This is a genomic window from Methylocystis sp. MJC1 (assembly GCF_026427715.1).
In the GTDB taxonomy this organism is placed as follows: Bacteria; Pseudomonadota; Alphaproteobacteria; order Rhizobiales; family Beijerinckiaceae; genus Methylocystis.
In genome coordinates this window covers 128,007-154,025 of record NZ_CP107559.1, presented here as the reverse complement: position 1 = coordinate 154,025, position 26,019 = coordinate 128,007, and the positions used below count along the sequence as shown (strand labels likewise).

Here is a 26,019-nt window from a genome sequence, read left to right as displayed (position 1 = left end):
GATGTCGGCTGATTTCACACTCGATCAGAAACGCTATCTCGAAGGCTTCGCCGCCGGCCTTTTTGCGCACGGGGGCCGCGCCGCGACGGCAACGCCGAAACCCATGGGGCCGGACGCGGCGCATTTAGAAGCGCAGGACCACGCCGTCGCGGTCGGCGGCAAGCTGACCGATCAGGAAAAATGGAAGCGAGAGGAGCATCCTTTCGACGCCTATCCGCGTCTGGTCGAACAGGCGAACGAGAACGCGCCGCCCAAGCCCGCGGAGAATTTTCGCTGGCGCTACTATGGCCTCTTCTATGTCGCGCCGGCGCAGTCCGCATACATGCTGCGCCTTCGCATTCCGAATGGCGCGCTGACCCATTGGCAGTTCGCCGGCCTCGCCGACCTCGCGGAAGCGATGGGCGGGGGCTATCTGCATGTAACGACTCGCGCCAATCTCCAGATTCGACAAATCGAACCTCGGAACGCCGCCACGATCGTGGAAGCCGTTCAGGATCTCGGGCTCTGGAGCAAGGGCTCTGGCGCGGATAATGTTCGCAACATAACCGGCACGCCAACGGCGGGAGTCGACCCTCAGGAGCTGATCGATACGCGCCCCTATGCGCGCGCCATGCATCATCATATCCTGAATGACCGTTCGCTTTACGGTTTGCCGCGTAAATTCAACATCGCCTTTGACGGCGCGGGACTCATCGGCGCGCTGGAGGACACGAACGATATCGGCTTTCAGGCGGTAGAAATCCTCGACGGGCATGGGATCGCGCCGGGCGTCTACTTTCGCCTGACGCTCGGCGGCATTACCGGCCACAAGGACTTTGCACGCGACACTGGCGTGATTGTCCGGCCTGAGGAGGCTGTCGGAGTCGCGGATAAAATCCTGCGTGTCTTCATCGAGCATGGCGACCGCACGAACCGCGCCAAAGCACGACTCAAATATGTGCTCGACGCCTGGGGTGTCGATAAGTTTCTGGCAGTGGTCGAGGAGAAATTGGGCCGCTCCCTTACGCGCGCGCCGATAGACGCGATAGCTGCGCGGCCGCGCCAGGATCGTCAGGCGCATATCGGCGTGCATAAGCAGAAACAGACGGGACTTAACTGGATCGGCGTCGCCTTGCCGCTCGGCCGCTTGACGCCCGCGCAGACCCGCGGCCTCGCCGATATCGCTCGCTCTTTCGGCGACGGCTGCTTGCGGCTTACCGTCTGGCAGAACGTGCTCGTCACCGGCGTCAAGAATGACGATGTGGCGCGCGCCGTCGAAGCGATAGAGGCCTTGGGATTATCTACGCAGGCCTCGCCCATTCGCGCGGGCCTTGTCGCCTGCACCGGAAGTTTCGGCTGTCGTTTCGCCGCCGCGGACACCAAACAGGACGCGGCGGCGATCGCGGATCATTGTGACGCGACTGCGCCGATCGACACGCCGATCAACATCCATCTCACCGGCTGTCATCATTCCTGCGCGCAGCATTACATCGGCGACATCGGCCTTATCGGCGCGCGCGTTCCGGTCAATGACGAAGGCGACGCGGTCGCTGGGTATCACATTCTTGCGGGCGGCGGCTTTGGAGAAGCGGCGGGCATAGCGCGCGAGCTTTTCCTCAACGTGAAGGCCGAGGACGCGCCGAAGACGGTCGCCGCAATTTTGCGCGCCTATCGCGGCGCTCGCCTGAATGACGCGGAGACATTCGTCGCTTTCGCGCGGCGCCTGGACACGGAGACAATCCGCCGTCTGTCCGATGCGGAGATTTCAAAATGAACCACATCGCTCCGCCACAGAGTCTCATCCCCGAAAGCGCGCCCTTCTCGCCCGAACAGCGCGCCTGGCTGAACGGCTTCTTTGTGGCCCTCGTTGCGCCAGACAATGCGCTTGTGACGCCGCTCTCGCCGCAGGCCAACGCCGCCGTCATGCCGGCCCCGGTCGAGGATGACGGCGAAGCTCCCTGGCATGACCAGACCCTCGCCCTCGACGACCGCATGGCGCTCGCCGAAGGACGTCCGCTGCGCCGGCGCATGATGGCCGCCATGGCGCAGCAGGATTGCGGACAATGCGGGTATAATTGCGCGAGTTACGCCGACGCGCTCGTCGCTCGCAAGGAAGCAAGGCTCAATCTTTGCGCGCCAGGCGGCAAGGAGACGGCGCGCATGCTGAAATCGCTTGCGGCCGAGCTGGAGGAGCCGTCCAAGCGCACAACTCCGCGCCCGAGCGAGCCTGCGATAACGTCATTGGCGGCGGGCCGCTCCCGCGATAATCCGGCGCCAGCGACATTTCTTTCGCGCCGTCGCCTCAACGGGGAGGGATCCGCAAAAGAAACCTGGCACGTCGAATTCGATCTCCGCGAAAGCGCGCTCGATTACAAGGCCGGCGACAGTTTTGGCGTCTTCGCGAAGAACGAACTTGGCCTCGTCGATCAGATCATCGCCATGCTCGGAGCCTCCCATCTTACGCCTGTGCGCGGCAAGACCTTGCGAGAAGTCCTGCAGTGCGACGTCTCGCTCTCGCCGGCGCCAGATACGCTTTTCGAGCTCATTTCCTTCGTCACCGGCGGCGCGCAACGCGAGAAGGCGCGGCTTCTGGCGCATGGCGACGACCCGGATGGCGACGCCGCCACGCTCGACGCGCTCGCCGTCCTTCAAAAATTCCCGAGCGCACGCCCGCATCCGGAAGCTTTCGTCGAAGCGCTCGAGCCTCTGCAACCCCGGCTCTATTCCATCTCGTCCTCTCCCAACGCGACGCCGCGTCGGCTGTCGCTGACCGTCGACGCGGTTCGCTATGTCGTCGGCAAGCGCAAGCGTCTCGGCGTCGCGTCGACTTTCCTCGCAGAACGGATCGCGCCGGGTGAGACCTTGATGGCCTATGTGCAACCGGCGCATGGCTTCAGCCTGCCCGATGATCCGGAAACGCCCATCGTCATGGTGGGCCCGGGCACAGGCGTTGCGCCCTTCCGCGCCTTCCTGCAGGAGCGCGCGGCCAAAGGCGCGAAGGGGAAGAACTGGCTCTTCTTCGGTCACCAGCGCGCGGCCTGTGATTTCTTCTACGCCGACGAATTCGAAACCATGAAAGCGGCCGGCCTCCTCACGCGCCTCTCGCTCGCATGGTCGCGAGACGGGCAGGAAAAATTCTACGTGCAGGATCGCATGCGCCAGTCGGGCCGCGAATTGTGGGCCTGGCTCGCCGAGGGCGCGCATTTTTACGTCTGTGGGGACGCCCAGCGCATGGCGAAGGATGTGGAGCGCGCGCTCGTCGACGTCGTGTCGGAGTTCGGCGCGCGCAGCGTCGACGAAGCCATCGCCTTCGTGAACGGGCTGAAGAAATCCGGGCGCTACCAGCAGGACGTTTATTGATGCTCGACGCCGAGACGATGCCGTCGTCCACCGCCTGCTGTGCGTTGGAAACCAGTCGCGCCGCGCCCACTGCGACGCGCACGACCTGTCCGTATTGCGGCGTCGGCTGCGGCGTGCTGGCCGCGCAAGATGGCGCAGGTGCGACTATTTCGGGCGACCCGGCGCATCCGGCGAATTTCGGAAGGCTCTGCTCCAAAGGGTCGGCTTTGGGCGAGACATTGGCCCTCGACGGACGATTGCTTTATCCGATGCGTCGCAGGGAACGTGGTTTCGCGCGCATCTCGTGGGACGACGCGCTGACAGAAGCCGCTCGGGGTTTTACGCGCGTTATCGAGCGTCACGGCCCGGACGCGGTCGCGTTCTATCTCTCGGGGCAATTGCTGACCGAAGATTATTACGTCGCCAACAAGCTGATGAAGGGCTTCCTTGGCTCGGCCAACGTGGACACCAATTCGCGTCTCTGTATGGCCTCGACCGTCGCAGGTCACAAGCGCGCCTTCGGAACCGATACAGTGCCGGGTTGTTACGAGGATCTGGACGAAGCAGATCTCATTGTTCTTGTCGGCTCCAACGCCGCCTGGTGCCACCCCATCGTCTTCCGGCGCATCATGCGCAACAAAGAGGAGCGCGGCGCGCGACTGGTCGTCATCGACACGCGTCGCACGGCGACCGCGGAGAACGCCGATCTCTTCCTGCAAATATCGCCAGGGTCGGATCAGGCTCTCTTTTCCGGCTTGCTCGCACATCTCGCCCGCGCTGGCGCGATCGACTGCGATTACATCGAAAAATACACCGAGGGTTTTGACACGGCTCTCGCCAACGCCTTCCGCCTCACGGCGACCGCGGCGGAAACGGCGGCGATCACCGGCCTCGGCGAAAGCGATGTCACTTGTTTTTTCGACATGTTCGCGTGCATGGAGCGGACCGTCACCCTCTTTTCACAAGGCGTAAACCAATCCGCGCAGGGCTCGGACAAGGTCAATGCGATCCTCAATTGCCATCTTGCAACCGGTCGCATCGGAAAAATCGGGGCCGGGCCTTTTTCGCTCACCGGTCAGCCAAACGCCATGGGCGGGCGCGAGGTCGGCGGCCTCGCAAACAGCCTCGCGGCGCATATGGGTTTCGAGCCCAAAAACATCGACCGTGTGCGCCGCTTCTGGAACGCGCCGCGCATGGCGGAGCATGAGGGGCTCAAGGCGGTCGACATGTTCGACGCCATCGCCAAGGGAGAGATCAAAGCGCTTTGGGTGGTGGGCACCAATCCAGCCGCCTCCATGCCGGATGCGGATGCGGCGCGCGCCGCGATGGAGAGGCTCGAACTTTTCGTCGTCTCCGACAATGTGCTGTCCAACGACACCATCAATAGCGGCGCGCATATTCTTCTGCCTGCGCAGGCCTGGGGCGAAAAGAACGGCACAGTTACCAACTCCGAACGCCGCATTTCCCGCCAACGCGCCTTTCTCCCGGCGCCGGGAGAAGCGCGGGCGGATTGGCGCGTGTTCTGCGATTTCGCCAAAACAATGGGTTTTTCGGGTTTCGACTTCCGGTCCGCCGCCGAGGTTTTCCGAGAACATGCGGCGCTTTCAGCCTTCGAGAATGACGGAAAGCGCGATTTCGATATCGGCGGGCTGGCGACGCTGAGCGATGAAGCCTATGACGCGCTGGAGCCCACACATTGGCCTTTTCGCGCTGGCGCAGCGGTAGGAACCAAGCGCCTCTTCGCGGAGGGCGGGTTCTTTCGAGAAAATGGGCGCGCCGCCTTCGTCGCGCCGGCGCCGCCGGCACTCGCGACCGCGATTTCACGAGATTATCCGTTGCGTCTGAATACGGGCCGCATTCGCGACCAGTGGCATACGATGACCCGCACGGGCGCAAGCCCGCGTCTTGCCCGCCATCTATCGGAGCCCTTCGTCGAGATCAACCCGCAAGACGCGGCGATCTGTGGCCTCGCGGATGGAGGATTCGCGCGCGTCTCAACTGCGTATGGCGCCTGCGCGCTTCGCGTCGTCGTGACGGATCGCCAGCCGGAGGGGAGCATCTTCGCGCCCATTCACTGGACCAACGAGACCGCCGCGCGGGCGCGCATCGGGGCCCTCGTCGCGCCCTTCGCCGATCCCGTTTCCGGCCAGCCCGAAATGAAGGCGACGCCCGCCGACGTCACCCCTCATAATTTCGCCGCCGAAGGCTTCCTCCTCGTCCGACGGACAATTGCGTTGCCAGAAGATTTCTGGTGGAGCCGGATTACGATCGACGGCGGTTTTGCCTATCGTTTGGCTAGCGATCTACGGGCGCATGAATGGCTTCCGCTCCTGCATCGCGAAGCTACGCATGACGTTGTCGAATGCGCCGATCCCGCGCGCGGGCTTTTTCGTGCGGCCGCCTTTGTGGAAAACAAGCCAATTTTTGTGCTTCATGCGGGAACGGAATCGCCTTGCTGGGATGCGGCGATCGATATATTCGCTCACGAAAGAGTTGAGGGACGCCAACGACTCGCACTTCTCTCGTCGCGTGTCGGCGAGGATTTGGAAGGTCCGATCGTTTGTGCGTGCTTTGGAGTCGGCGCAGCGCGCATCGACTCCGCGGCCAAGGACGGATGCCGGACCACAGGCGAGATCGGCTCAAAGCTCGGCGCTGGCACGAATTGCGGCTCCTGCTTGCCAGAAATCGCGCGGTTGATCGCCTCGGCGCGGAAATGAAGAACTCGGAGCGCCCCAGAGCCGGCTCGTGCAGTAGCGCCACCGAACTGGAACATTCGGACCACCCTCGCTAATCAGCGATGAAGCGATAGCCTATCCCCGTCTCGGTAAGAACAATCCGAGGCGTCGCGGGATCGTCCTCTATTTTGGCCCGTAGTTGGCCGACGAAGACGCGGAGATATTGCACATCGTCCTGATGCGACGCCCCCCACACGGCGCGGAGTATCTCCCGATGCGTGAGCGGCCGCCCGGCGTTACGTGCGAGAATCGTCAAAAGGTCGAATTCCTTTGGTGTTAGACGCAAGGTTTGCCCGTTCTTGGCCACGAGCCGCTTGGGAATATCCACCCATAAGGCGCCAGCGGTAACGATCGCTGGTTCCGCGTCCACGCCACGCGCAAGGCGGAGCGCCGCGCGCATGCGCGCAAGGAGCTCGCCCATGGCGAAAGGCTTTTCGACATAATCATTCGCGCCGAGATCGAGCGCCGCGATCTTTTCGGATTCCCGCTCGCGGGCCGAAAGAATAATGACAGGCGTTTTCGTCGTCATGAGCCGCAGCTTGCGTAGCGCCTCCTTGCCGTCCATGTCCGGAAGGCCGAGGTCCAGAATCACAAGGTCCGGCATGCTTTCGGAAACTTGCGACAGCGCTTCATCGCCGTTCGCCGCTTCCCGCACCTCGTAGCCGCTCGCGATCAGGGAGGGTCTCAAGACCCGCCTGATCTGCGGCTCGTCATCCACAATGAGGACGCGCAGCTTGTTCATGCGACGATTTCCTGCCGTTCGGGCTGTAACGCCGCCGGGAAACGCATAACGATCCGCGTTCCTTTTCGCCGGATCGCAGGGCTCTGAGCGACAATGGTCCCTCCCATTGCGCTCACCAAACCGCGACATATCGACAGGCCGAGACCCGTGCCCGCTTTGCGCCCATCGACGCGGCCGCTTCGATAGAATTTCTCGAAAATGCGCTCCAAATCGGCGGGCTTCACGCCAGGCCCCTCGTCCGTCACCGTGACGACGACATCTTCGTTTTCACGACGCGCATGAATGATCGCGCCGGTCTCTCCGCCATATTTATGCGCGTTGTCGACGAGGTTGAACAGAACCTGTTCGAGCAGATTGGCGTCGCCGCGGATCGGCGGGAGATCGGAGGCGACGCTGATCCCGATTTTCTGGGTTGGAAACGATTTTTTGCATCTTTCGACCACTCGCCGGATGACATCCGCGGCGTCGACAAGATCGCGACGCGGCGAGAGCGCGCCCGATTCGATGCGGGACATATCCAGCAGATTGGCGATGAAGCGGTTGAGCCGCCCTGCTTCTTCTTCGATCGACAACAAGAGATCGTCGCGATCGGCCTCCGGCAGTTTTTCGCCCAACTGTCGCAGGCTAGTCACCGCCCCGGTGATGGAGGTGAGGGGCGTGCGCAAATCGTGAGAGAGAGAGGCGAGCAGCGTCGTGCGCAGCTTTTCATTCTCCTCCAGCGCCGCCGCCCGGATCGACTCGCCGACCAGCATCGACCGGTCGATCGCGACGCATGACTGCTCGATCAACGATGTCAGGGCGCTTTCCTCCTCGGCGGAAAAGGGTTCGCTCGGATGTCGGGGCTCGACGCCGCAAACGGCCAGCACGCCGCGCGCCGTCGCAAGCGGGCGGAATTGGAACCGGACGCTTGGGAGCGTTCCTGTCCGCCACCCGGCGGCTTCTCCCTTTTCGAGCGCCCAGCGCGCCGCGGCGGCTTCGCCGGCGTCGAGCTGGTCCAAAGGCGGCCAGGCGGCGCCGAGCCGCAGTGCGCCGTCGTTGGGCATCATCATGACGACGCATGGCGCGTTCAGGGCCTTCTGGATTTGCATCGTGGCGGCCCAGAGGACTTCGTCGAGGTCCTTGGCGGCGGAGAGTTTGCGGGAATATTCGAAGAGCGCCTGCGCCCCCTGAGCCCGTCGCCTCATCTTCTGGGCCTGGTCGCGCATCTTGCTCGCCAGCGTGCCGGTGATCACCGCAACGACCAGGGAGACGACCAAAGCCAAAAATTCCTGAGGCTCGGAAATGGTGAACACATATCGCGGTTCGATGAAAAAGAAGTCGCAGGCGAGAAACGATAGGATGGCGGCCGCGATCGCGGAAATGAGCCCGAATTGGGCGGCGCACAGGACGACAGGCAGAAGGAAGACGACGGACAGATTGGGCGGATGTAGCCAGTAATCGAGCAAATAGCCAAAAGCGACGGTGAGCGAGACTGCGCCAATAGCCCCCAGCACCGAAACCCCTGCCTCAGAAATAGTCGCCAATCGCCATCGACGGGGCCGAGGCGCGGTCGTTCCGATATCGTCCACCACCACATGGACAGCAATGTCTTTCGATCGCCGGACAATTTCCTCGGTGAAAGATCGTCCCAGGAGTCGCGTCAGGCGCCCGGCGCGCGAGCGGCCGAGAACAATCTGAGTGATGTTCTCGCGGCGCGCGTATTTGAGAACTTCCGCCGCGAGATCGTCGCCGGATAGGCGTTCGACCTGCGCTCCGAGCCGCTCGGCCAACCGTAGAGCGGCGTCGATATTCCGCACGGTCTCAGCGGACCGCTCCTCCTGGCCTGCAACTTGGACATAAAGCGCGATCCACGGGGCGTTGAGGCCAGTGGCGAGGCGTGCGCCGGCGCGCACGACGGCGAGCGACGTCCTGTCGTGTCCGACGCAAACCAGAAGGCGCTCCGACGTCGCCCAGGGCCCTTCGATCGCGCCCTGGCGCAGAAAATCGACCATCTGATCGTCGACGCGCTCGGCCGTTCGCCTAAGGGCAAGCTCGCGCAGAGCGGTCAGATTTCGCGGCGTAAAGAAGTTCTGCGTCGCCCGCCTGGCTGTCTCGGGAACATAGACCTTCCCCTCTTTCAGGCGTTGGAGAAGCTCGTCCGGCGTGATGTCGACCAGAATGACGTCGTTGGCGTCCTGCAACAGACGGTCGGGCACCGTCTCCCGAACGGCCACGCTTGTGATGCGTGTGACAACATCGGCAAGACTCTCGAGGTGCTGGACATTCATCGCTGTCCAGACGTCGATTCCCGCCTGAAGCAACTCCTCGACGTCCTGCCATCGTTTCGGATGCCGGCTACTGGGGGCGTTGGTATGGGCGAGCTCGTCGACGACGATGAGCTGGGGCTTGCGCGCGAGGGCGGCGTCGATGTCGAATTCATCGATCGCGCGCCCTTTATACTCGCTGCGCCGACGCGGCAGGACGTCGAGCCCCTCCAGCAGCGCTTGCGTCTCGGCGCGGCCATGCGTTTCGACAAGGCCGACCACAATATCCAGACCGTCGGCCTTTGCCGCGCGGGCGCGCAAGAGCATGGCGTAGGTTTTGCCAACGCCCGGCGCCGCGCCAAGGAAGACGCGCAGCTTGCCCTGCCCCTCCTTCTCGCTCAAGGCGAGGAGAGCGTCGGGGTCAGGGCGGCGATCGAACTCGTCCCGCGACAAGGCTTCTTAGCTCCGCCTGCTCTCCGTCTATTTTAGCGCGTCGAGGGCAATGTTGAGCAGGAGGACGTTAACGCGCGGTTCGCCGATCACGCCCATGAGCCGCCCTTCGGTATGCTCTTCCACGAGGAGGCGCATCCGATCTTCGCCGAGCCCACGCGCCTTGGCGAGGGCGGGTATCTGAGCCAGCGCGAATTGCGGCGAGATATGGGGATCGAGGCCCGACCCCGAGGTCGTCACAGTGTCCGCTGCGACGACATCGATACGTCCCGCCCCAAATTCAGACTCGATTGCCGCATTGACGCGGTCGACGAGCTTCTTCGATGTCGGCCCGAGATTGGAGCCGGAAGAGTTCGCGGCATTGTAAGGCGCGTCCACGGTCTTGCTGGCGTCGGAGGGATCATAGCCGACGGTCGCCGAGGGGCGCCCGTGGAAATAGCGCTCGGACGTGAAGTTCTGGCCGATGAGCGACGATCCCACGATCACGCCGTCGCGCTCAATCATGCTGCCATTGGCCCGCTCGGCGAGGACGAGCTGAGAGACGCCAGTGATGGCGAGCGGATAGAGGACGCCTGTGAGGGCGGTAAACAGCGCCATCATGACAATTGCGGGGCGAAGTTGGGAAAGCATTCTTGCCTCCTCAAGCGAGATGAAGAAGAGAGACGACGAGGTCGATCGCCTTGATCCCCACGAAGGGGACGATGATCCCGCCAAGTCCGTAAATCAGCAGATTGCGACGCAGCAGCGCGGCGGCGCCGACAGGGCGATATTCGACGCCCGTCAAAGCGAGCGGGATGAGCGCGATGATGATGAGCGCGTTGAAGATGACTGCCGAAAGGATCGCGGATTGGGGTGACGCCAGCTTCATGACATTGAGCGTCTCGAGCTGGGGATAGGCGGCGACGAAAAGCGCCGGAATGATCGCGAAATATTTCGCGACGTCATTGGCGATGGAGAAGGTCGTCAGCGAGCCGCGCGTCATCAGAAGCTGCTTGCCGATCTGCACGATCTCGATAAGCTTCGTCGGATCGCTGTCGAGGTCCACCATATTGCCGGCCTCGCGCGCGGCCTGCGTGCCGGTCTGCATGGCGACGCCGACATCCGCCTGCGCCAGCGCCGGCGCGTCATTCGTGCCGTCGCCGCACATGGCGATGAGGCGCCCGCCCTGCTGCTCCCTTCGGATATAGGCAAGCTTGTCCTCGGGTTTCGCCTGGGCGATGAAGTCGTCAACGCCCGCCTCCCCCGCGATCGCCGCCGCGGTGATGGGATTGTCGCCGGTCACCATGACCGTCTTGATCCCCATGGCGCGCAGGGCTGCAAAACGCGCTTTTATGTCGGGCTTGATGATGTCTTTCAGATGCACGACGCCGAGCAGCCGGCCGTTCTCCGACACCGCCAGCGGCGTTCCGCCAGCGCGCGAAATGCGCTCGACCGCCTGATCGAATTCGACACGCGAGCGATCAACCACGCCGGGAGAAAGCGTTGTCGTCCCGACCCCGTTCCACTCGGAGACCGCAGGCGTCGCCTGGGCGAGCACCGCGTCGACGGCGCCCTTGCGCAGCGACCGGCCAGGAAGATCGACGCCCGAAATGCGCGTATGCGCCGAAAAGGGAACGATCGTCGCCTCGGCGCCGAGCGTCGGGGCCTCGAGACCGTAACGGCTCGTCGCCAGCGCGACGATCGAACGGCCCTCCGGCGTCTCGTCGGCGAGCGACGCCAGCAGCACCGCTTCGGCAAGCCTATGCTCCGAGACGCCGCCAACCGGCACGAATTCGTCGGCCATGCGGTTGCCGAAAGTGATCGTGCCGGTCTTGTCGAGCAACAGCGTATCGACGTCGCCCGCCGCTTCCACCGCGCGTCCCGAGGTGGCGACGACATTGAAACGGATGAGCCGGTCCATGCCGGCGATGCCGATCGCCGACAGCAGCCCGCCGATCGTCGTCGGAATCAGGCAGACGAGCAGCGCAATGAGCACGGTGATGGAGAGATAAGCGCCCGAATAGACTGCAAGCGGCCACAGCGTCACGCAGACGATGAGAAAGACGATCGTCAGGCCGGACAGCAGAATGGAGAGGGCCAGCTCGTTGGGCGTCTTCTGTCGCTGCGCGCCCTCGACGAGCGCGATCATGCGGTCGATGAAAGTCGAGCCGGGCGCGGCGGTGATTTTGACCTTGATCCAATCGGACAAGACAGTCGTGCCGCCCGTGACGGCGGAACGGTCGCCGCCGGCCTCGCGGATGACCGGAGCAGACTCGCCGGTGATGGCGGACTCGTTGACAGAGGCGACGCCTTCGATCACCTCGCCGTCGCCGGGAATGAGATCGCCCGGCTCGACGAGCACGACATCGCCGACGCGCAGCTCGAGCGCCGAGACGCCCTGATAGACCTCTTTCATGCCGGCTTCGCCGTAGGGGTCTATGAGTCGCTTGGCCTGCGTGTCGCTACGGGTCTTGCGCAGCGCGTCGGCCTGCGCCTTGCCGCGCCCTTCCGCCACCGCCTCGGCAAAATTGGCGAACAGCACGGTAAACCAGAGCCAGGCTGCGATCTGGCCCGAGAAGAAGGCCTGGCCATTTTGGGCGATGAGGTCTCGCACAAAAAAGCCCGTGACCAGCGCGGAAACCATTTCCGTGACGAAGATAACCGGATTGCGCGCCAGCAGGCGTGGATCGAGCTTCTTGAAGGCGTCGATGCTGGCGCGTTTGATGATCGCGGCGTCGAACAAGCCGGGAGCGGCGACTTTCGAGGACATGAGCGTGCTCCAATCAGAAGGTTTTGCCGGCGGTCATGAGCAAGTGCTCGACGATCGGGCCGAGCGCCAGCGCCGGGAAATATTGCAGCAGGTAGAGGATGACGATCACGCCGAGCAGCAGGCCGATGAACAGCGGGCCGTGTGTCGGGAATGTGCCGACCGAGGCCGCAGCCTTCTTCTTCGCCGCAAAGGAGCCCGCCATCGCGAGCAGCGGAATGACGAAGAGGAAGCGGCCGACGAACATCGCCACGCCGAGCGTGGTGTTATACCAAAGCGTGTTGCCTGAGAGACCCGCGAAGGCGGAGCCATTGTTGTCGTTCGCCGAGGCGAAGGCGTAGAGAACCTCGGACAATCCGTGCGGCCCGGCGTTGTTCATGCTGGCGAGGCCTGCCTGGAGCATGACGGACGCGGCGGTGAAGCCCAGAACGGTCAGCGGGTAGATCAGCACCGCAAGCATGGCGAGCTTCATCTCGCGCGTTTCGATCTTCTTGCCGAGATATTCCGGCGTGCGCCCGACCATCAGACCGGCCACGAAGACGGCGATGACCGCCAGCATGAGGAAACCGTAAAGCCCCGCCCCGACCCCGCCCGGCGCAATGCTGCCCATCAGCATGTTGAACATGGGCAGCAGACCGCCGAGAGGGGTAAAAGAGTCGTGCATGGCGTTGACCGCGCCGCAGCTTGTTCCGGTCGTCGCGGCGGCGAAAAGGGCGGTGGTTGCGACGCCGAGGCGGACTTCCTTGCCTTCCATATTGCCGGGCGAAGGATCGACGCCGATGTCCGTCAGAAGCGGATTGCCCGCCGCTTCCGCCCAATACACGAAAAGCGCGCCAAAGAGCAGCACGATCCCCATCGCCGTCGCGACGGCGCGCCCCTGGCGGGCGTCGAGAACCGCGCGCCCAAAGGCGACGACCGACGCGAAGGGAATAACGAGAAGCGCCCATATCTCCAGCATATTGGAAAGCGCGTTGGGGTTTTCGAAGGGATGCGCGGAGTTGGCGTTGAAGAAGCCGCCGCCATTCGTGCCGAGCTCCTTGATCGCCTCCTGGCTGGCGACAGGCCCGAGCGCGATCACCTGATCAATGCCTTCGAGCGTCGTCGCTTGGGTGGAGGCCGCAATCGTCTGCGGAACGCCGAGCGCGACAAAAGCGAGCGCCAGGACGATCGACATGGGCAGCAGCACGTAAAGCGTCGCGCGCGTCAGATCGACCCAGAAATTGCCGAGCGTCGAAGATTCGCTGCGCGCGAAGCCGCGCACCAGCGCAAAGGCCATCGCAAGTCCTGTCGCGGCGGAGACGAAATTATGAACGGTGAGGCCGAGCATCTGAGTCAGATGGCTCATGGTCGTCTCGCCGGCGTAATTCTGCCAGTTCGTATTGGTGACGAAGCTGACCGAGGTATTGAAGGCGAGGTCGGCGGGCACGCCGGCGAAGCCTTGCGGATTAAGGGGCAAAATGCCTTGCAGCCGCTGCAATGCATAGAGCGACAGCAAACCGACGATGCTGAAGGCGAGCATCGCCATCGCATAGGCAAGCCAATTTTGCTCGCGCGCAGGATCGACGCCGGATAATTTATAGAAGCCGCGCTCGATCGGCGCGAGCGCGAGCGTGAGCGCCGTGTGCTCCCCGCCCATGACGCGGGCGATATAGGCGCCGAGCGGCAAGGCCGCGGCAATCACGGCGACAAGGACGATGGCGATCTGCGCCAGTCCAATTGCGGTCATGGCGAACACCCGGACGGAGCCGGGCCTCCCTCATCAAAATTTTTCGGGACGCAGAAGCGTGTAGGCGAGATAGACACCGAGAAGAACGGCCACGATCAAGCCGATGGCTGGTTCCGACATGCCGCCGCTCCTTCTAAAGACGGCCGCACGCGCGCGCATAGGCGGCGGCGACAACAAAAAGAACGACGCCCAGGGCGACATAGACAAAGTCGAGCATTCGTCGCCTCCTCAACCGCGCGGGGTCTTTCTATTCCGCCGCGATTTGATCTCGTGGACGAGATTGTTTCCTACGGTGAATACAAAGGCGAAGAGGCCTAACGCGAAGATTGGCTCCGGCATGACACAACTCCATGGCCTGCATCATCGGTCCGTTCGAGCTTGTCGCCGAGGGGACCGATCAGACACGATGGAGGGTGGCGGCAAAAGACATAAGGAAGCCATTAGGATTTTTCGGGAGAAGGTCTCAACGACAGAGAAGCAAGGCGCTACCGCCAAAGATCAGTGAATCCGCTGACTTTTGGCCTGTTCTTTTTCAGATGGCAGTCGCTTTCGATCTGCTTCGAGACACGATGCGTTGGGTTGCTCCGCAGCAATCCCCGCCCCCGCGCCATCGGGGGAGCTTGGCCGTCAGGAGGAAGTCAACGGGAGCACGTGAGCATGGTTGCTGCGTCGAGCCTACAATTGCCGCATGAAGTCAACCAAATTGCGCTTCTCCTCGGAAGTGAGTCGGAGTTCGAGGACGAGGTTGAAGAACTCCACAGTGTCTTCCAGCGTCAAAAGCCGGCCATCGTGGAAATAAGGCGGGCTGTCTTTGATGCCTCGCAACGTGAACGCTTTAATCGGTCCATCTCCTGCCTCGTTCTTCAGGAATCGCTCGAGATGGAGGTCGTGCATCTGGTTATCCAGATAAGACGGCGCGGGATGGCAGGTAGAACATTGCGCTTTGCCAAAGAACAATTTCTCGCCGGCGATTTCGCTGGCCGTCGCCTTAGCCGGGTCGAGCCTGCCCGCGACGGTTAGTTTCGGCGCCGGCGGAAAATCAAACATGTTCTGCATCTGGGCCATATGCGAAACGTGAATTCGGTCCAAAATATTCATGCCCTTCTTGATGGCGTGTATCTCATCGCCATTGAAGTAAGCGGTTCGCTGCTCAAACTCGGTGAAGTCCTCGACCGAACGTAAGCTCCGTTTCGATCCGTGAATTTGCTGATTGAACAAGCCGCGCAAACTGACAGTGTCCAGCCGCAGACGCCGCGGCTCCGGCCTAGTGTCTGGATTGATGTGGAATTGACCGCTCGTGTGACCATTCACATGGCAATCGAGGCACGTCACCCCCAAGCTGGGTTGGGCCGTCTTGCGATCGTCGGTCGGGTTGAATTCTTCTTGAGGGAATGGCGTTAACAGCAAACGCAAGCCATCGAGCTGCACGGGCGTCAAGATGTCTTTGAATAAGCGGTAATAGTTGTTGATCGAGACGACTTCGCCTCGGGAGACGTCGCCCAGTTCGGGCCGGTTCTGCAGAAACATCGCCGGCGGAAACTCGGGCAGAAAGGCCTCAGGGAGGTCGAATTCGACGTCATACCTCTCTAACCGCGGAAACATTTTGATCTGCATCTCGGGGAAAACCTGGCCGCCTAACCCACCCCCTTGCGCGACATGGGGCAGCGCTTTGTAAGGGAAGATGTCCCGCTCGCGAATCTCGGCCGGGCCCAACTCGGCCAGAGATTCCCATTTCATTCCCGCTGGCAATTTCGCGGCAGGGCCGACGGCTAGTGGCTTGCCGCGCGACATTTTGACAACCGGATCGAGGTTCGGTTCGAGGTTGTACCGGCTTTCGAGGAGCTTGCGTTGGGTCGCCATGGCCTTCGGCTTATTGGCGACGCCGGCCTTGTAAACGTCCTCGAATGTCGTTCCCGGCTTCATCGCTCCAAGCGGGTCGCGGTAGAAATCGAAACCAAGCATCTGTCCGCGATCTTGTTGATTGACCAAAGCCTCCGACGAGGGCGACGCATTGCTCGGGTTGAAGACATCGGAAAGGTCGTGGGCCGTTTTCTTCTGTTCCGGCCGCTCCATTGGAGCTTCCTTGGGAGTCTGCGCCACTGCGATAGCATCTGCGCGCGCCGCGTCAGCGGGCGATTGCGATCTCGCGTCCTCAGCGGAGGTAAGTAGCGCCACGCTTCCGGCCAGAGCGCTGAGCGCGACAGCAGGAATGATCCCCGCCACGGTTTTCCCGTATTTCCTTCTCCAATCGAGTGACATCGAAGGCTCCCGTGACGAAAACTCGCGATTCTCCAGGGGAACGCTCCACCTGTACGCATGGTTCCGGATTTCAGCTGCAATGGGGTGCGCGACCCTTCGAGAGCGTTGTCACGTTAACGACTTTGTCGAAAATGCGCAGGGAGCGCCCCGTAAATCGTCGAAGCGAAACAACTGTGGCCAAGCCGGCGACCGTTCCAATTCCCGCTACAGCCACGACGCGGTTGTGATGCTTGGCAGCTCATTCGACGCGCTCGCATTGGACCGAAGCGACGACAGAGCTGGCCGAGCGTGCGGGGCTTTCCGTAAGCGTCCTCCGCGCCCCGTCAGTTTTGTGAGAAGTTCCAGGGCAGCAGTGCGTCGATTTGTTTGTTTGGCCAGCCGGCGGCAATGCGCTCGAGAGTCTGAGTGAGCCAAGCGTTTGGATCAACGTCATTGAGGCGGGCGGTTGCGAGCAGCGAGGCGATCGTCGCCGACGTCCGCCCGCCGCTAGCGGGCCCGGCGAATAGTGAGTTCTTGCGCGTAATGGCCATCCCCAGTTCATTCTGCCCATGTCGGGCAGGAGGCGGAACTTTATTACAAATGGCATCCATATTTTGGCTGCAAAGTCTCTGTCCGCCGAGTGGAGCAGAGAGCGACCGGCCAGTTTCTTAAAGTCTTGGGGCCAGCCGGCGTCGTTATCTCGATGGCCAGTTGGATGCTTGATCCCGCGATCTGTGCCGGGATGACCGTCGGCGCGCCGCGCGTCGACATGGCCGCTCTTGTCGAGTTGAGGCGGCTGTTATTAGGTGCGGTCAAGCCCGCAAACTGCCGGAGTGATGATCAGAAGGCGCCTGGCGTTTGGATAGCGCGCGCGGCCCATTTCCAGCCACCAGCTTCTGATGGCATTGACCGCGAAGGCGCCGGTGTCGTGATCGACGCCGAGGCTCACCCATCCGGCGTCGTCGGCGATGTCGTAGACGCCATAAGGAACCGCGCGTCCGAGTTCGGGAATGACGAAGTCGTGCACGCGCACCTCTTCGGGCGCGCCCTTCTTGCGCCATTCGCGCCCTTGATTCTTGAAGTCGCCGACGAGCTCCTTCTTCTTGGTGTCGACCGAGATCGCCGGCTCGTTTGCGGCCAGCGCTTCCTTGACGCGATCATTGATGTAGCGGAACTGCGCGTCCCGATCCGGATGATCCGAGCCTTCGCGCGTCTTGCGATTGGCCTGCAGGCTGAAGCCGAGCTCGTGCAGCAGCTCGCCGACCCGCGTGCGGCCGATCCTGTGCCCCATATCGCGCAAGGCCTCGCTGAGCGTGCGCAGGCTCTTGCAGGTCCAAAGCAGCGGCGATTGCGGATCACCGCGTGCGTCCGGCTCGACGAGGGAACGCAGATCGTCACGCAGAGTGGGATCCGTCTCGACCAGCGGCTTGCGTCCGCCGCCCGGACGCCGAACGCGAGACGCGTCGCACGGCTCGCCGGCGCGCAGCTCGTTGACCCCGCGCCCGATCGTGCTGCGCGCGACCCCGGTGATCCGCGACACCGCGGCGATTCCGCCACGTCCCGCCGCTTGCGCCTCGGCCGCAGCAAAGCGCCGAAGCGCCCGCTCGTCCAGGAGTGGAGCGAGCGCCTCGAAGCGCGAGCGAATGGCCGATTCGTCGATCACGCCAGAAGGCTAAACGATTCCGATTCGCCGAGGAATCGCCAGACCGCATCCAGAAGCGCCCTCGGTTCAGTTATTCTCGGACGAGCCCTTACTACCTCCGGCTCCGCCCGTATCGGCGCATTAAATTTCCAGACGTCCGCCACCGTTACGTTTCCCGCGAGGTAGCGCACCGCTTCGCTGGGCGGGTGACCTGCCCCTGAAAAACTCCTCCAGCTTGGATTAGAGTCCGGCCCATTGCAGGACGGACGAGATGAAGAAGAAGCGGTTCACGGAAGAGCAGATCATCGGGATTTTGCGGGAGCAGGAAGCGGGCGCGAAGGTCGCGGATCTGGCGCGCAAATACGCGGTTTCGGAAGCGACGCTCTACAATTGGAAGGCCAAATTCGGCGGCATGGACGTTTCGGAAGCGAAGCGTCTGAAGGCGCTGGAGGAGGAGAATGCAAAGCTGAAGAAGCTGCTGGCGGATCAGATGCTGGAAGCGGCGGCGCTCCGGGAGCTTCTGGGAAAAAATGTATGGTCCGCCCCGTCCGTGCAAGGGTCGCGTTCGTTCTGACGATGCAGTCTGCTTAAATGTATCCGGCCTCTCGCGAGTGGATCGCTGTTGCGGCCAGGCCATGATGAGATCCGCACGTATCGTTCCCAAATAATGGTTCGGGCAAGAAGCCCGTTTTTTTTGCACAGGGTTTACGACACGCCGATCAACTGTTTCGTCATCACTATCCCGAACCTCGCAGTCTGAACTCCGGCGATTTAAGCCGGAATGGGTTGATGGCGTTCGTACAACGCGCCTGGACGGGTCAGGATGACCCAGACAATGCGGGCGATTTTCGCCGCGAGGGCGACGACGACCTTGTTGTTGTGCATCCGTCGTTGCAGGGCATCGAGCCACGCGCCGAGACGATCACGTGAGCGGTCGAGATGCAATAGACATGATCGCGACCCGTGGACGAGTAACCCGCGCACGTACTGGTTGCCACGCTTGCTGATACCGAGCAGCGTGGTCTTGCCGCCCGTCGAAAATTGCCGCGGCACAAGGCCGAGCCAAGCGGCCATGTCGCGTGCTTTTTTGAACTGTTGTCCGTCACCCGCTGTAGCGACAATGGCGGTTGCAGCGAGCGCGCCGATGCCGGGCACGGTCATCAGACGCCGAGCTCGGTCGTCGACTGCGGCGATCGCTTCGATTTCCTTAGTCACTTGGCCGATTCGCAACTCCAGGCGTTTCAAATCCTCGAAAAGATCCAGAAGGAGGCGTCGCATCGCCGCACTGATATCATTGCCCTCGTCAGCGATGATGCGCGGAAAGTCTGCTTTGAACTTGCCGGCGCCCTGATGCATCGCGACGCCGCATTCGAGACAGAAGGCGCGCATCTGATTGATCAGTCGGGTTCGTGCGGTCATCATCTGATCGCGAATGCGATGAAGCGCTTGCAAATCGGCCTGCGCAACGGACTTCACCTCCACAAACCGCATCGTTGGTCGTGTGACGGCTTCTGCGATGGCGGCTGCGTCGATGATGTCGCTTTTATTTGATTTGACATAGGGCTTCACGAACTGCGCCGGAACAATCCGAACCTTGTGGCCCAAGGCCAGGATTTTTCGAGCAAGCCATTGCGAGCCGGCACAGGCCTCCATGTCGACGAGCGCAGGCTTGGCTGCCTCAAAGAACTTCAGCAGCGTGTCGCGCCGAAAGCTTGCCTTCTGGATCGGCTTGCCGGCCGCATCGAGGCCGACAACGTGGAAAACGGTTTTGCCGATGTCGACGCCGTAGACCTCAGCATCGCGGGGTTTGTTGCGCAATGTCATGGGGAAACCTTCTCCGTCCCGAATGCCTCAGTATGAGGCGGGAGGACGGGACGGACCATCCCATTAATGGTAGGGCCCGCCGTCAGGCGCGAAGCCGTCGCGCATCTTCGGGCCGTGATGGGCCTGTCGGAGCGTCGGGCCTGCTGCATCGTCGCCGTCGACCGCACGACGGTCCGCTATGCCCCGAAGCGTCAGGCCGATACGGCTCTGCGCGAAAGGCTTCGAGAACTCGCCAACTCTCGCCGCCGCTTCGGCTACCGGCGGCTGTTCGTCCTGCTGCGTCAGCAAGGCGAGCGGTCCGGCAAGAACCGCATCTACCGGCTCTATCGTGAGGAAGGGCTCACGGTGCGCAAGCGCCGCTCCCGACGCCGCGCCGTTGGGACGCGGGCGCCGATCCTCGTCGAGGCGAAGCCGAATGCGCGTTGGTCTCTGGACTTCGTGCATGACCAGTTCGCCTGTGGCCGGCGCTTTCGCATCCTCAACATCGTCGACGACGTCACGCGCGAATGTCTGGCGGCGATCCCCGATACGTCGATCTCGGGAAAGCGCGTCGCCCGTGAGCTGTCCGCGCTGATCCGGCGACGCGACAAGCCGGGCATGATCGTTTCCGACGACGGGACGGAGTTCACCTCGAACGCCATCCTGTCCTGGGCAAGCGAAGGCGGGATCGAATGATGGAGTGGATGCCCCCTCCTGACGGCATCGATGTGCCAAGGTGGTGATGTTTTCGCAACGAACGGAGAGAGCATCTATGGAAAAGGTTAGCATCATCGGTCTTGATCTTGCAAAACGGTCCTTCCAGGCGCATGGCGCCCTCGCCGATGGTGGCGTGGGTTTCCGCAAGAAGCTTTCCCGAGAAAAAGTTCTCGCCTTCTTTGCCGAGCAGCCACGCTGCATCGTCGCCATGGAGGCCTGCGGAAGCGCCCACCATTGGGGGCGAGCCATCCGCGACCTCGGGCACGAGGTTCGATTGATCCCACCCGCCTACGTCAAACCTTTCGTCAAGCGCCAAAAGAACGATGCGGCCGACGCGGAAGCTATCGCTGAGGCTGCAAGTCGACCGACGATGCGTTTTGTCGCGATCAAGACCGAGGAACAGCAGGCCCGCGCCATGCTTTTTCGGACGCGGGATCTTTTGATCCGGCAGCGTACGCAGCTGATTAACGCGCTCCGCGGTCATTTGTCGGAGCACGGCGTCGTCGCCGCTCAGGGGACGGCGAACGTTAAAGTTCTTGAAGCGGCGGTCGAGGATCAAACAACACCGTTTCCATTGCTCGTCGTGGAACTGGCGCGTGCCTTCCTTGATCAGATCGAAGGGCTGTCGAAAAAGATCTCCGACCTTGAGAAGGTGACGGTTCACGAAGCCGCATACGGAGAAACGACACGGCGTCTGCAAACTATGCCTGGCGTCGGCCCAATCACGGCCCTAGCGATAGAGACTTTCGCGCCGCCAATGGATGTCTTCAACCGAGGGCGCGATTTCGCCGCCTGGCTTGGGCTTGTCCCCCGGCAACATTCGACCGGGGGCAAACAGGTTCTCGGGAAAATCTCAAAGATGGACCAGCGCGATATTCGCCGCCTGCTGATCATCGGCGCGATGGCCGTCGTTCGCTCCGCCTTGCGGAAGGGTGCGCCGGAGGGAAGCTGGCTGCAGCGCATGCTGTCGCGCAAACCAAAGATGCTGGTGGCGATTGCGCTCGCCAACAATATGGCGCGCTCGGTCTGGGCCATGCTGGCGAAGGGAGAAGATTTCCGAGTTCCTGCGGTTGCGGTGTCCTGATCGACAATCAGACTCCGTGACTTGGGAAACGTCGGGCGTGTGAGGAGGTCGACGAACGGTAAGGTCAAATGATCGGTCAGATCCGGGCCCGGAAACGCAATTAACGCCATAGAGCTCAAGACTCGTTCGAATGATTTGCGCCAGGCCCACATATCTCCATACCGGCTAGCGGTCACGTATTGGGCCGCATATGAAGGCCTGATACATGACCGCACCCGATCACGTGGTCGAACCGCTCAAAAACTTCTTGCACGAACGGGGGCATCCATACATGGCGTTACATCGCGCCGGGCAAGCCGATGCAGAGTAACCGCTGTTTTCAGGCCACCTCTTTGAAGGCCACGGCGGATTGTGCATAGGCCCAAGGCATCAGTTCGTCGAGCTTACTTGCGAGATGGCCGTTGACGATCTTAGAAAGAGCGTCAGCGATGTAGGCCAGCGGATCGACGCCATTGAGCTTGGAGGTCTCGATGAGCGAGGCGACGATCGCCCAGTTTTCGCCGCCTCCGTCCGAACCCGCGAAGAGAGCGTTTTTCCGATTGAGGGCGATGGGACGGATTGCACGTTCGACGACATTGGAGTCGATCTCGATGCGCCCGTCGTCGATGAAGCGTGTCAGGCCGTCCCAGCGCGAGAGCGCGTAGCGGATCGCCTCGGCGAGCTTGGTCTTCTGGCTGATCAGCGCGAGTTTTTCACGCAGCCATGGCTCGAGCGCGTCGAGGATGGGGCGGGATTTCTCCTGCCGCGCGTCCCGACGTTTGCCGGCGCTTTGGCCGCGGATGTCGCTCTCGATGGCGTAGAGTTCGCCGATGCGCGCCAGAGCCTCGCTGGCGATCGGCGCGGGACCTGCTGCGGCGAGTTCGTAGAAGCGCCGGCGGACGTGAGACCAGCAGAAGGCGAGCGACACGCTGTTCTTCTGCGTCAGCGCGCGATAGCCGGCGTAACCGTCGACCTGCACGACGCCCGTGAAGCCAGCAAGATGCGTGAGCGGCTGCTCGGACTTTCGGTTTTGCGCATAGACATAGACTGCGATTGGCGGATCGGCGCCGCCCCATGGCCGGTCGTCACGCGCATAAGCCCAAAGTTGGCCAGTCTTGGTACGCCCGCGCCCGGGGTCGAGCACCGGCGCCCTTGTCTCGTCAGCGAAGATTTTCGTCGACGATCTGATGTGTTCCAGAAGCCGCTCGTGCACGGGCCGCAAATGCCAGGCGGCGCGACCAACCCAGTCGGCGAGCGTCGAACGGTCGAGGGCGATCCCCTGCCGGGCGTAGATCTGTGCTTGGCGATAAAGCGGAAGATGATCGGCGTATTTGGAAACGAGCACATGTGCGACTGTCACCTCCGTCGGCAAGCCGCCTTCGATCAGCCGCGCCGGGGCCGGCGCCTGCACGACCGCGCCCTCGCAGGCGCGACAAGCGTATTTGGGTCGACGCGTCACCAGCACGCGGAACTGCGCTGGCACGACGTCGAGCCGCTCAGAGACATCTTCGCCGATCTGGTGGAGCGCGCCCTTGCAGCAAGGACAGGCTTTATCCTCGATGTCGATGATGGTTTCGATGCGCGGGAGATGGGCAGGTAGCGCGCCACGGTTCGTGCGGCGCTTTCTGGCCGCCTTTTCACGTTCGGCGGCGGACTTGGCTTCCCCCTCCGCCGCGGCGCCCGCTTCCGTCTGCTCGACCTCTTCGAGCGCGAGCAGCATCTGGTCTTCGGGAAGGGTCTCGGCGCGCCGTCCAAAGCGATGGCGCTGCATCTCCTTGATGATCTGAACGAGACGCTCGTTGCGCGCCCGCTCGGCAAGCAGCATCGCCTTCAGTTCGTTTGGATCGTCGGGAAGCGTCTCGATCGCCTGCGCCATAGTCGCAGAAGACCATATTTTCCGCCGCCTTTCGACGTTCTTCGATGCCCTGATTCACTGTGTCGCGGCTTATCCCGGCAAGGTCGGCGCCGCCGTCTCTTTCGCCGCGCGCACGCGGCGAAAGTCGAGCCCCTCCAGCAGCGCCGAAAACTGCGCCGCGGACAACCGCATCACCCCGTCTTCGATCTTCGGCCAGCGGAACTCGCCATCTTCCAGCCGCTTGGCAAAGAGACAGACGCCCGTGCCGTCCCAGAACACCAGTTTGATGCGATCAGCCCTTTTCGCGCGGAACACATAAACAGCGCCGTCAAAAGGATCTGCCTGCATCGTCTCTCGGACCAGCGCAGCCAAGCCCTCGGCGCCCTTTCGGAAGTCGACGGGCTTCGTCGCCACCATGACGCGGATCGCGCCTGTCGGCCCGATCATGAACTCGCCTTCAAGGCGTCGATAATCGCCGTGACCATGCCCATGGGCGCGTCACGCCAGATCCAGACGCTTGCACCGTCAATTGCGAGCTCAATCACGTGCGGGCGAGCAACCGGTCTGCTCTCCGACCCCAGAGCGACGGGCGCTTCCTCTCGTCGCTCGACAACAACCGGCGCAAATGAAACAGCATCGAGTTCCGCTTGCCGTCGCGCCTTTCGTCGCCACGAAAACAATTGCTGCGGCGCCAGCCCATGCCGTCGCGCGACAACTGAAACCACCGCGCCAGGCGCAAGCGACTCTTCGACGGCTTGCGCCTTCTCCGCAACCGACCATCGTCGACGACGTTCGCCGCCGCCCGTGATCACTTCGATCCGGCGCACCGCTCCGCCATTAGGCTCAAGCGTAGGGTCAAGTCTGGACACAAGCCTTATCTCCAAATCAGGAGATCAGACTCGCTGCTTTCAGCATCGGTTGGAAGGTGGGACCGCAACAGCGCTCTTATGTCCGCTGTCAACAAATTTGACGAGCGACTTCACGCCACGGGAAGCGGCGTGGAAGGACGGTTGTCGCGCAGGGGTAGGGACTGGATCTGAAAGACGTCGGTGATCAAGCTCTTATGCGCGGGTTGGTTACCGCATTCCCGAAAATGCGTCTGGGGCTGTCCCTATCTTACAGCGGGCGTCGGCTGTTGCCGGCCACAAAGCGTGTGACGGGTATTCCCCTCGCCGAGATCCAGTCCCCGCCCATGCGCGAGCGGATAATCAATTGCCTGTGTTGCGTCTCAGGCGGTTTGCGCCTCCTTTGCAACGCACCACATGAAACCAACAAGCTCCCGCGCAATTGCGGCGCAGACGACGGTCGTTCTTTTGCCGCGTGCACTGAGCGCGCGATATCGTGCTGTTAGGCGGGTCTGCGCTTTCCACGCTATCTCTCTTACGCGCGGCGGCGCGGCTTCGAGTTTGTAGAGCTTCAATTTTCCGATCCGTGGTGGATGGCGGTAGGTCCAGGCGCTTTCGATCAGCAGATGCCGCACGCGACCATTGCCGGCCTTGGTGATGCCGCCACGCCGAACTGTGTCGCCCGTCGAGCGCTCACTCGGCGTCAGACCGAGATAGCCCATGAGCTGACGCGGATTTTCGAAGCGACTCAGATCGCCAAGCTCCGTGGCGCAGGTAACGGCTACGATCAGATCGATCCCTCGTAGGGTCTGGAGCGCCTGGACCACAGGCGCCAGCGACCATTCGGGTAGGAACTCTTCGATCGCCGCCTCGAGACGCTCCACGCGCTCCTTAGAGATTCTCACGGCTTCGACCATCTCCTGCAACGCGATCTGATGGGCCGGATGATCAAATTTCTGTTCTTGAAGCCAGCGAAGATGACGAGCGCCCCAAGCGGTCTTGCGCGGAAAAATCCGACTGTGCCGGAGCATAAATGCGCTCACCTGCTGACGATGCACACACAGCGTTTCGACCGCCGCGGCTCTTGCGCGCACGAGATCGCGCATCGCTTCATGACTTTCGTCCGGAACCCACACGGCTGTCAGTTCACCAGCCCGAAGCAACCTGGCGAGCGCAACCGCATCGCGACGGTTGGTCTTGACCCGATCGCCCGCCTTGCGCGGAATGAGAGAAGGCGCGACCACGGAACAAGGGAACCCCATCGAAACGATGAGCCGGTTCAGGCCATAACCGGTCGGCCCGGCTTCATAGCAAAAATGCGCATCCGCATGTTTGGCCGTAATGCGCTTGATGAGGCGGCGCATGCTTTCGACAGACGAATCCACTTCCCCGACAAAACGCACCTCGCCGCTTCGCCCGCCGGAAGCGACTGCAACCGCGTTACGCGCCTTCGAAACGTCGATCCCGACGAAAATCTCTGTAGACTGCTCCATGGCTCGCCCTCCTGCGCTGAGGATCGGCTCGGATCGCCGAGCAACCCTCGCTCGCACAGCGTAGGGCGAGCCACCTCAGTCGCAAAAGCGGACATACGGTCTTACGATGCAGAACGGCTTTTGCGAGAGCTTCAACGGGCGCATGCGCGATGAGCTTCTGAATGAGACGCTGTTTTTCGGCCTCGACCACGCGCGGGCGAAGATCGGCGAATGGGTAAGCGACTATAATCATCGACGCCCGCATTCTTCGCTCGGCTACGCGACGCCAGCGGACTATGCGGCCAATCTCACCGCAACAGGCGATCGGCTGCGCAACCCCGACCAGCTCCGCCGATCGCCTGTTGCTACATCCGCGCCCTCGGGCGTATCAAACGCTCCGACTCTAATTATTGCTGGATGAAAG

General features: G+C 62.3%; 16 protein-coding genes and 5 pseudogenes. 7 read left to right on the top strand and 14 right to left on the bottom strand.

The features are described 5' to 3' along the window. Position 1: 1 nt before the first annotated feature. Genes OGR47_RS19565 through OGR47_RS19555 form a run of 3 tightly spaced genes read left to right on the top strand, consistent with a single transcriptional unit; the run spans position 2 to position 6,035 of the window. Positions 2 to 1,753 carry a NirA family protein gene (locus tag OGR47_RS19565; RefSeq protein WP_165055824.1) on the top strand — a complete coding sequence of 584 codons (1,752 nt, stop codon included), beginning with the start codon at positions 2 to 4 and terminating at the stop codon, positions 1,751 to 1,753. Then, a complete protein-coding gene (locus OGR47_RS19560) occupies positions 1,750 to 3,339 on the top strand; it encodes a sulfite reductase subunit alpha (RefSeq protein ID WP_165055826.1) in 1,590 nt (529 codons plus the stop codon). The genes OGR47_RS19565 and OGR47_RS19560 overlap by 4 nt, the downstream gene beginning before the upstream one ends. Positions 3,340 to 3,356: 17 nt before the next feature. Further along, positions 3,357 to 6,035, top strand: a complete 2,679-nt coding sequence (locus OGR47_RS19555) for a nitrate reductase (protein ID WP_246729870.1) — start codon at positions 3,357 to 3,359, stop codon at positions 6,033 to 6,035. A 70-nt stretch (positions 6,036 to 6,105) separates the two neighbouring features. Here the strand turns inward: OGR47_RS19555 and OGR47_RS19550 are convergent, their stop codons facing one another. The 9 genes and pseudogenes from OGR47_RS19550 to OGR47_RS19515 form a co-directional block, all read right to left on the bottom strand. Continuing rightward, positions 6,106 to 6,795, bottom strand: a complete 690-nt coding sequence (locus OGR47_RS19550; protein WP_165055830.1) for a response regulator — start codon at positions 6,793 to 6,795, stop codon at positions 6,106 to 6,108. Then, positions 6,792 to 9,491: a sensor histidine kinase gene (locus OGR47_RS19545; protein ID WP_165055831.1), complete on the bottom strand. Its 2,700-nt coding sequence runs from the start codon at positions 9,489 to 9,491 to the stop codon at positions 6,792 to 6,794. The genes OGR47_RS19550 and OGR47_RS19545 overlap by 4 nt, the downstream gene beginning before the upstream one ends. A gap of 27 nt (positions 9,492 to 9,518) precedes the next feature. Then, entirely contained in the window at positions 9,519 to 10,118 is a 600-nt protein-coding gene (gene kdpC, locus OGR47_RS19540) for a potassium-transporting ATPase subunit KdpC (protein WP_165055833.1), read from the bottom strand. 10 nt (positions 10,119 to 10,128) lie between these two features. After that, positions 10,129 to 12,237, bottom strand: coding sequence for a potassium-transporting ATPase subunit KdpB (gene kdpB, locus OGR47_RS19535; RefSeq protein WP_165055834.1), 2,109 nt, complete (start codon positions 12,235 to 12,237; stop codon positions 10,129 to 10,131). 13 nt (positions 12,238 to 12,250) lie between these two features. Beyond that, positions 12,251 to 13,960: a potassium-transporting ATPase subunit KdpA gene (kdpA, locus tag OGR47_RS19530; RefSeq protein ID WP_165055835.1), complete on the bottom strand. Its 1,710-nt coding sequence runs from the start codon at positions 13,958 to 13,960 to the stop codon at positions 12,251 to 12,253. A gap of 33 nt (positions 13,961 to 13,993) precedes the next feature. Continuing rightward, positions 13,994 to 14,080, bottom strand: a complete 87-nt coding sequence (kdpF, locus tag OGR47_RS21970; protein ID WP_202072455.1) for a K(+)-transporting ATPase subunit F — start codon at positions 14,078 to 14,080, stop codon at positions 13,994 to 13,996. Positions 14,081 to 14,635: 555 nt separating this feature from the next. Next, positions 14,636 to 16,219, bottom strand: coding sequence for a cytochrome B6 (locus OGR47_RS19525; protein WP_371824449.1), 1,584 nt, complete (start codon positions 16,217 to 16,219; stop codon positions 14,636 to 14,638). A gap of 323 nt (positions 16,220 to 16,542) precedes the next feature. Further along, a pseudogene (locus tag OGR47_RS19520) lies at positions 16,543 to 16,746 on the bottom strand (transposase domain-containing protein); the annotation flags it as partial. Positions 16,747 to 17,036: 290 nt separating this feature from the next. Next, a pseudogene (locus tag OGR47_RS19515) lies at positions 17,037 to 17,861 on the bottom strand (ISAzo13 family transposase); the annotation flags it as partial. A gap of 250 nt (positions 17,862 to 18,111) precedes the next feature. Between OGR47_RS19515 and OGR47_RS19510 the strand changes: the two are divergent. After that, positions 18,112 to 18,375: pseudogene (locus OGR47_RS19510) on the top strand (transposase); the annotation flags it as partial. Between the two features lie 236 nt (positions 18,376 to 18,611). Here OGR47_RS19510 and OGR47_RS19505 read toward each other — a convergent pair. Continuing rightward, on the bottom strand, positions 18,612 to 19,664 hold the full coding sequence (locus OGR47_RS19505) for an IS110 family transposase (protein WP_165055838.1): 1,053 nt from the start codon (positions 19,662 to 19,664) through the stop codon (positions 18,612 to 18,614). A gap of 66 nt (positions 19,665 to 19,730) precedes the next feature. Between OGR47_RS19505 and OGR47_RS19500 the strand changes: the two are divergent. Next, positions 19,731 to 20,336, top strand: a pseudogene (locus OGR47_RS19500) (DDE-type integrase/transposase/recombinase); the annotation flags it as partial. A gap of 79 nt (positions 20,337 to 20,415) precedes the next feature. After that, complete coding sequence (locus OGR47_RS19495) at positions 20,416 to 21,444, top strand: IS110 family transposase (protein WP_165056368.1); 1,029 nt, start codon at positions 20,416 to 20,418, stop codon at positions 21,442 to 21,444. A gap of 319 nt (positions 21,445 to 21,763) precedes the next feature. On the opposite strand, the gene tnpC is transcribed toward OGR47_RS19495, so the two are convergent. The 4 genes from tnpC to OGR47_RS19475 all read right to left on the bottom strand — a co-directional run bounded on the left by tnpC (position 21,764) and on the right by OGR47_RS19475 (position 25,616). Further along, complete coding sequence (tnpC, locus tag OGR47_RS19490) at positions 21,764 to 23,299, bottom strand: IS66 family transposase (RefSeq protein WP_216697972.1); 1,536 nt, start codon at positions 23,297 to 23,299, stop codon at positions 21,764 to 21,766. 69 nt (positions 23,300 to 23,368) lie between these two features. Next, complete coding sequence (gene tnpB, locus OGR47_RS19485; RefSeq protein WP_165056354.1) at positions 23,369 to 23,725, bottom strand: IS66 family insertion sequence element accessory protein TnpB; 357 nt, start codon at positions 23,723 to 23,725, stop codon at positions 23,369 to 23,371. Then, positions 23,722 to 24,147 (bottom strand): IS66-like element accessory protein TnpA, encoded by a 426-nt coding sequence (gene tnpA / locus OGR47_RS19480; RefSeq protein ID WP_371824408.1) that lies wholly within the window; start codon positions 24,145 to 24,147, stop codon positions 23,722 to 23,724. Before tnpA ends, tnpB begins: the two co-directional genes overlap by 4 nt. 359 nt (positions 24,148 to 24,506) lie before the next feature. Further along, positions 24,507 to 25,616 (bottom strand): IS110 family transposase, encoded by a 1,110-nt coding sequence (locus OGR47_RS19475; protein WP_216697971.1) that lies wholly within the window; start codon positions 25,614 to 25,616, stop codon positions 24,507 to 24,509. A gap of 97 nt (positions 25,617 to 25,713) precedes the next feature. Here OGR47_RS19475 and OGR47_RS19470 point away from each other — a divergent pair. Next, positions 25,714 to 26,016: pseudogene (locus OGR47_RS19470) on the top strand (integrase core domain-containing protein); the annotation flags it as partial. Positions 26,017 to 26,019: the final 3 nt, after the last annotated feature.

Coding starts and splice junctions, on each gene's coding strand:
- OGR47_RS19565 (WP_165055824.1), top strand. CDS start 2: ATGTCGGCTGATTTCACACTCGATCAGAAACGCTATCTCGAAGGCTTC.
- OGR47_RS19560 (WP_165055826.1), top strand. CDS start 1,750: ATGAACCACATCGCTCCGCCACAGAGTCTCATCCCCGAAAGCGCGCCC.
- OGR47_RS19555 (WP_246729870.1), top strand. CDS start 3,357: ATGCCGTCGTCCACCGCCTGCTGTGCGTTGGAAACCAGTCGCGCCGCG.
- OGR47_RS19550 (WP_165055830.1), bottom strand. CDS start 6,795: ATGAACAAGCTGCGCGTCCTCATTGTGGATGACGAGCCGCAGATCAGG.
- kdpC (WP_165055833.1), bottom strand. CDS start 10,118: ATGCTTTCCCAACTTCGCCCCGCAATTGTCATGATGGCGCTGTTTACC.
- kdpB (WP_165055834.1), bottom strand. CDS start 12,237: ATGTCCTCGAAAGTCGCCGCTCCCGGCTTGTTCGACGCCGCGATCATC.
- kdpA (WP_165055835.1), bottom strand. CDS start 13,960: ATGACCGCAATTGGACTGGCGCAGATCGCCATCGTCCTTGTCGCCGTG.
- kdpF (WP_202072455.1), bottom strand. CDS start 14,080: ATGTCGGAACCAGCCATCGGCTTGATCGTGGCCGTTCTTCTCGGTGTC.
- OGR47_RS19525 (WP_371824449.1), bottom strand. CDS start 16,219: ATGTCACTCGATTGGAGAAGGAAATACGGGAAAACCGTGGCGGGGATC.
- OGR47_RS19505 (WP_165055838.1), bottom strand. CDS start 19,664: ATGACATTGCGCAACAAACCCCGCGATGCTGAGGTCTACGGCGTCGAC.
- OGR47_RS19495 (WP_165056368.1), top strand. CDS start 20,416: ATGGAAAAGGTTAGCATCATCGGTCTTGATCTTGCAAAACGGTCCTTC.
- tnpC (WP_216697972.1), bottom strand. CDS start 23,299: ATGGCGCAGGCGATCGAGACGCTTCCCGACGATCCAAACGAACTGAAG.
- tnpB (WP_165056354.1), bottom strand. CDS start 23,725: ATGATCGGGCCGACAGGCGCGATCCGCGTCATGGTGGCGACGAAGCCC.
- OGR47_RS19475 (WP_216697971.1), bottom strand. CDS start 25,616: ATGGAGCAGTCTACAGAGATTTTCGTCGGGATCGACGTTTCGAAGGCG.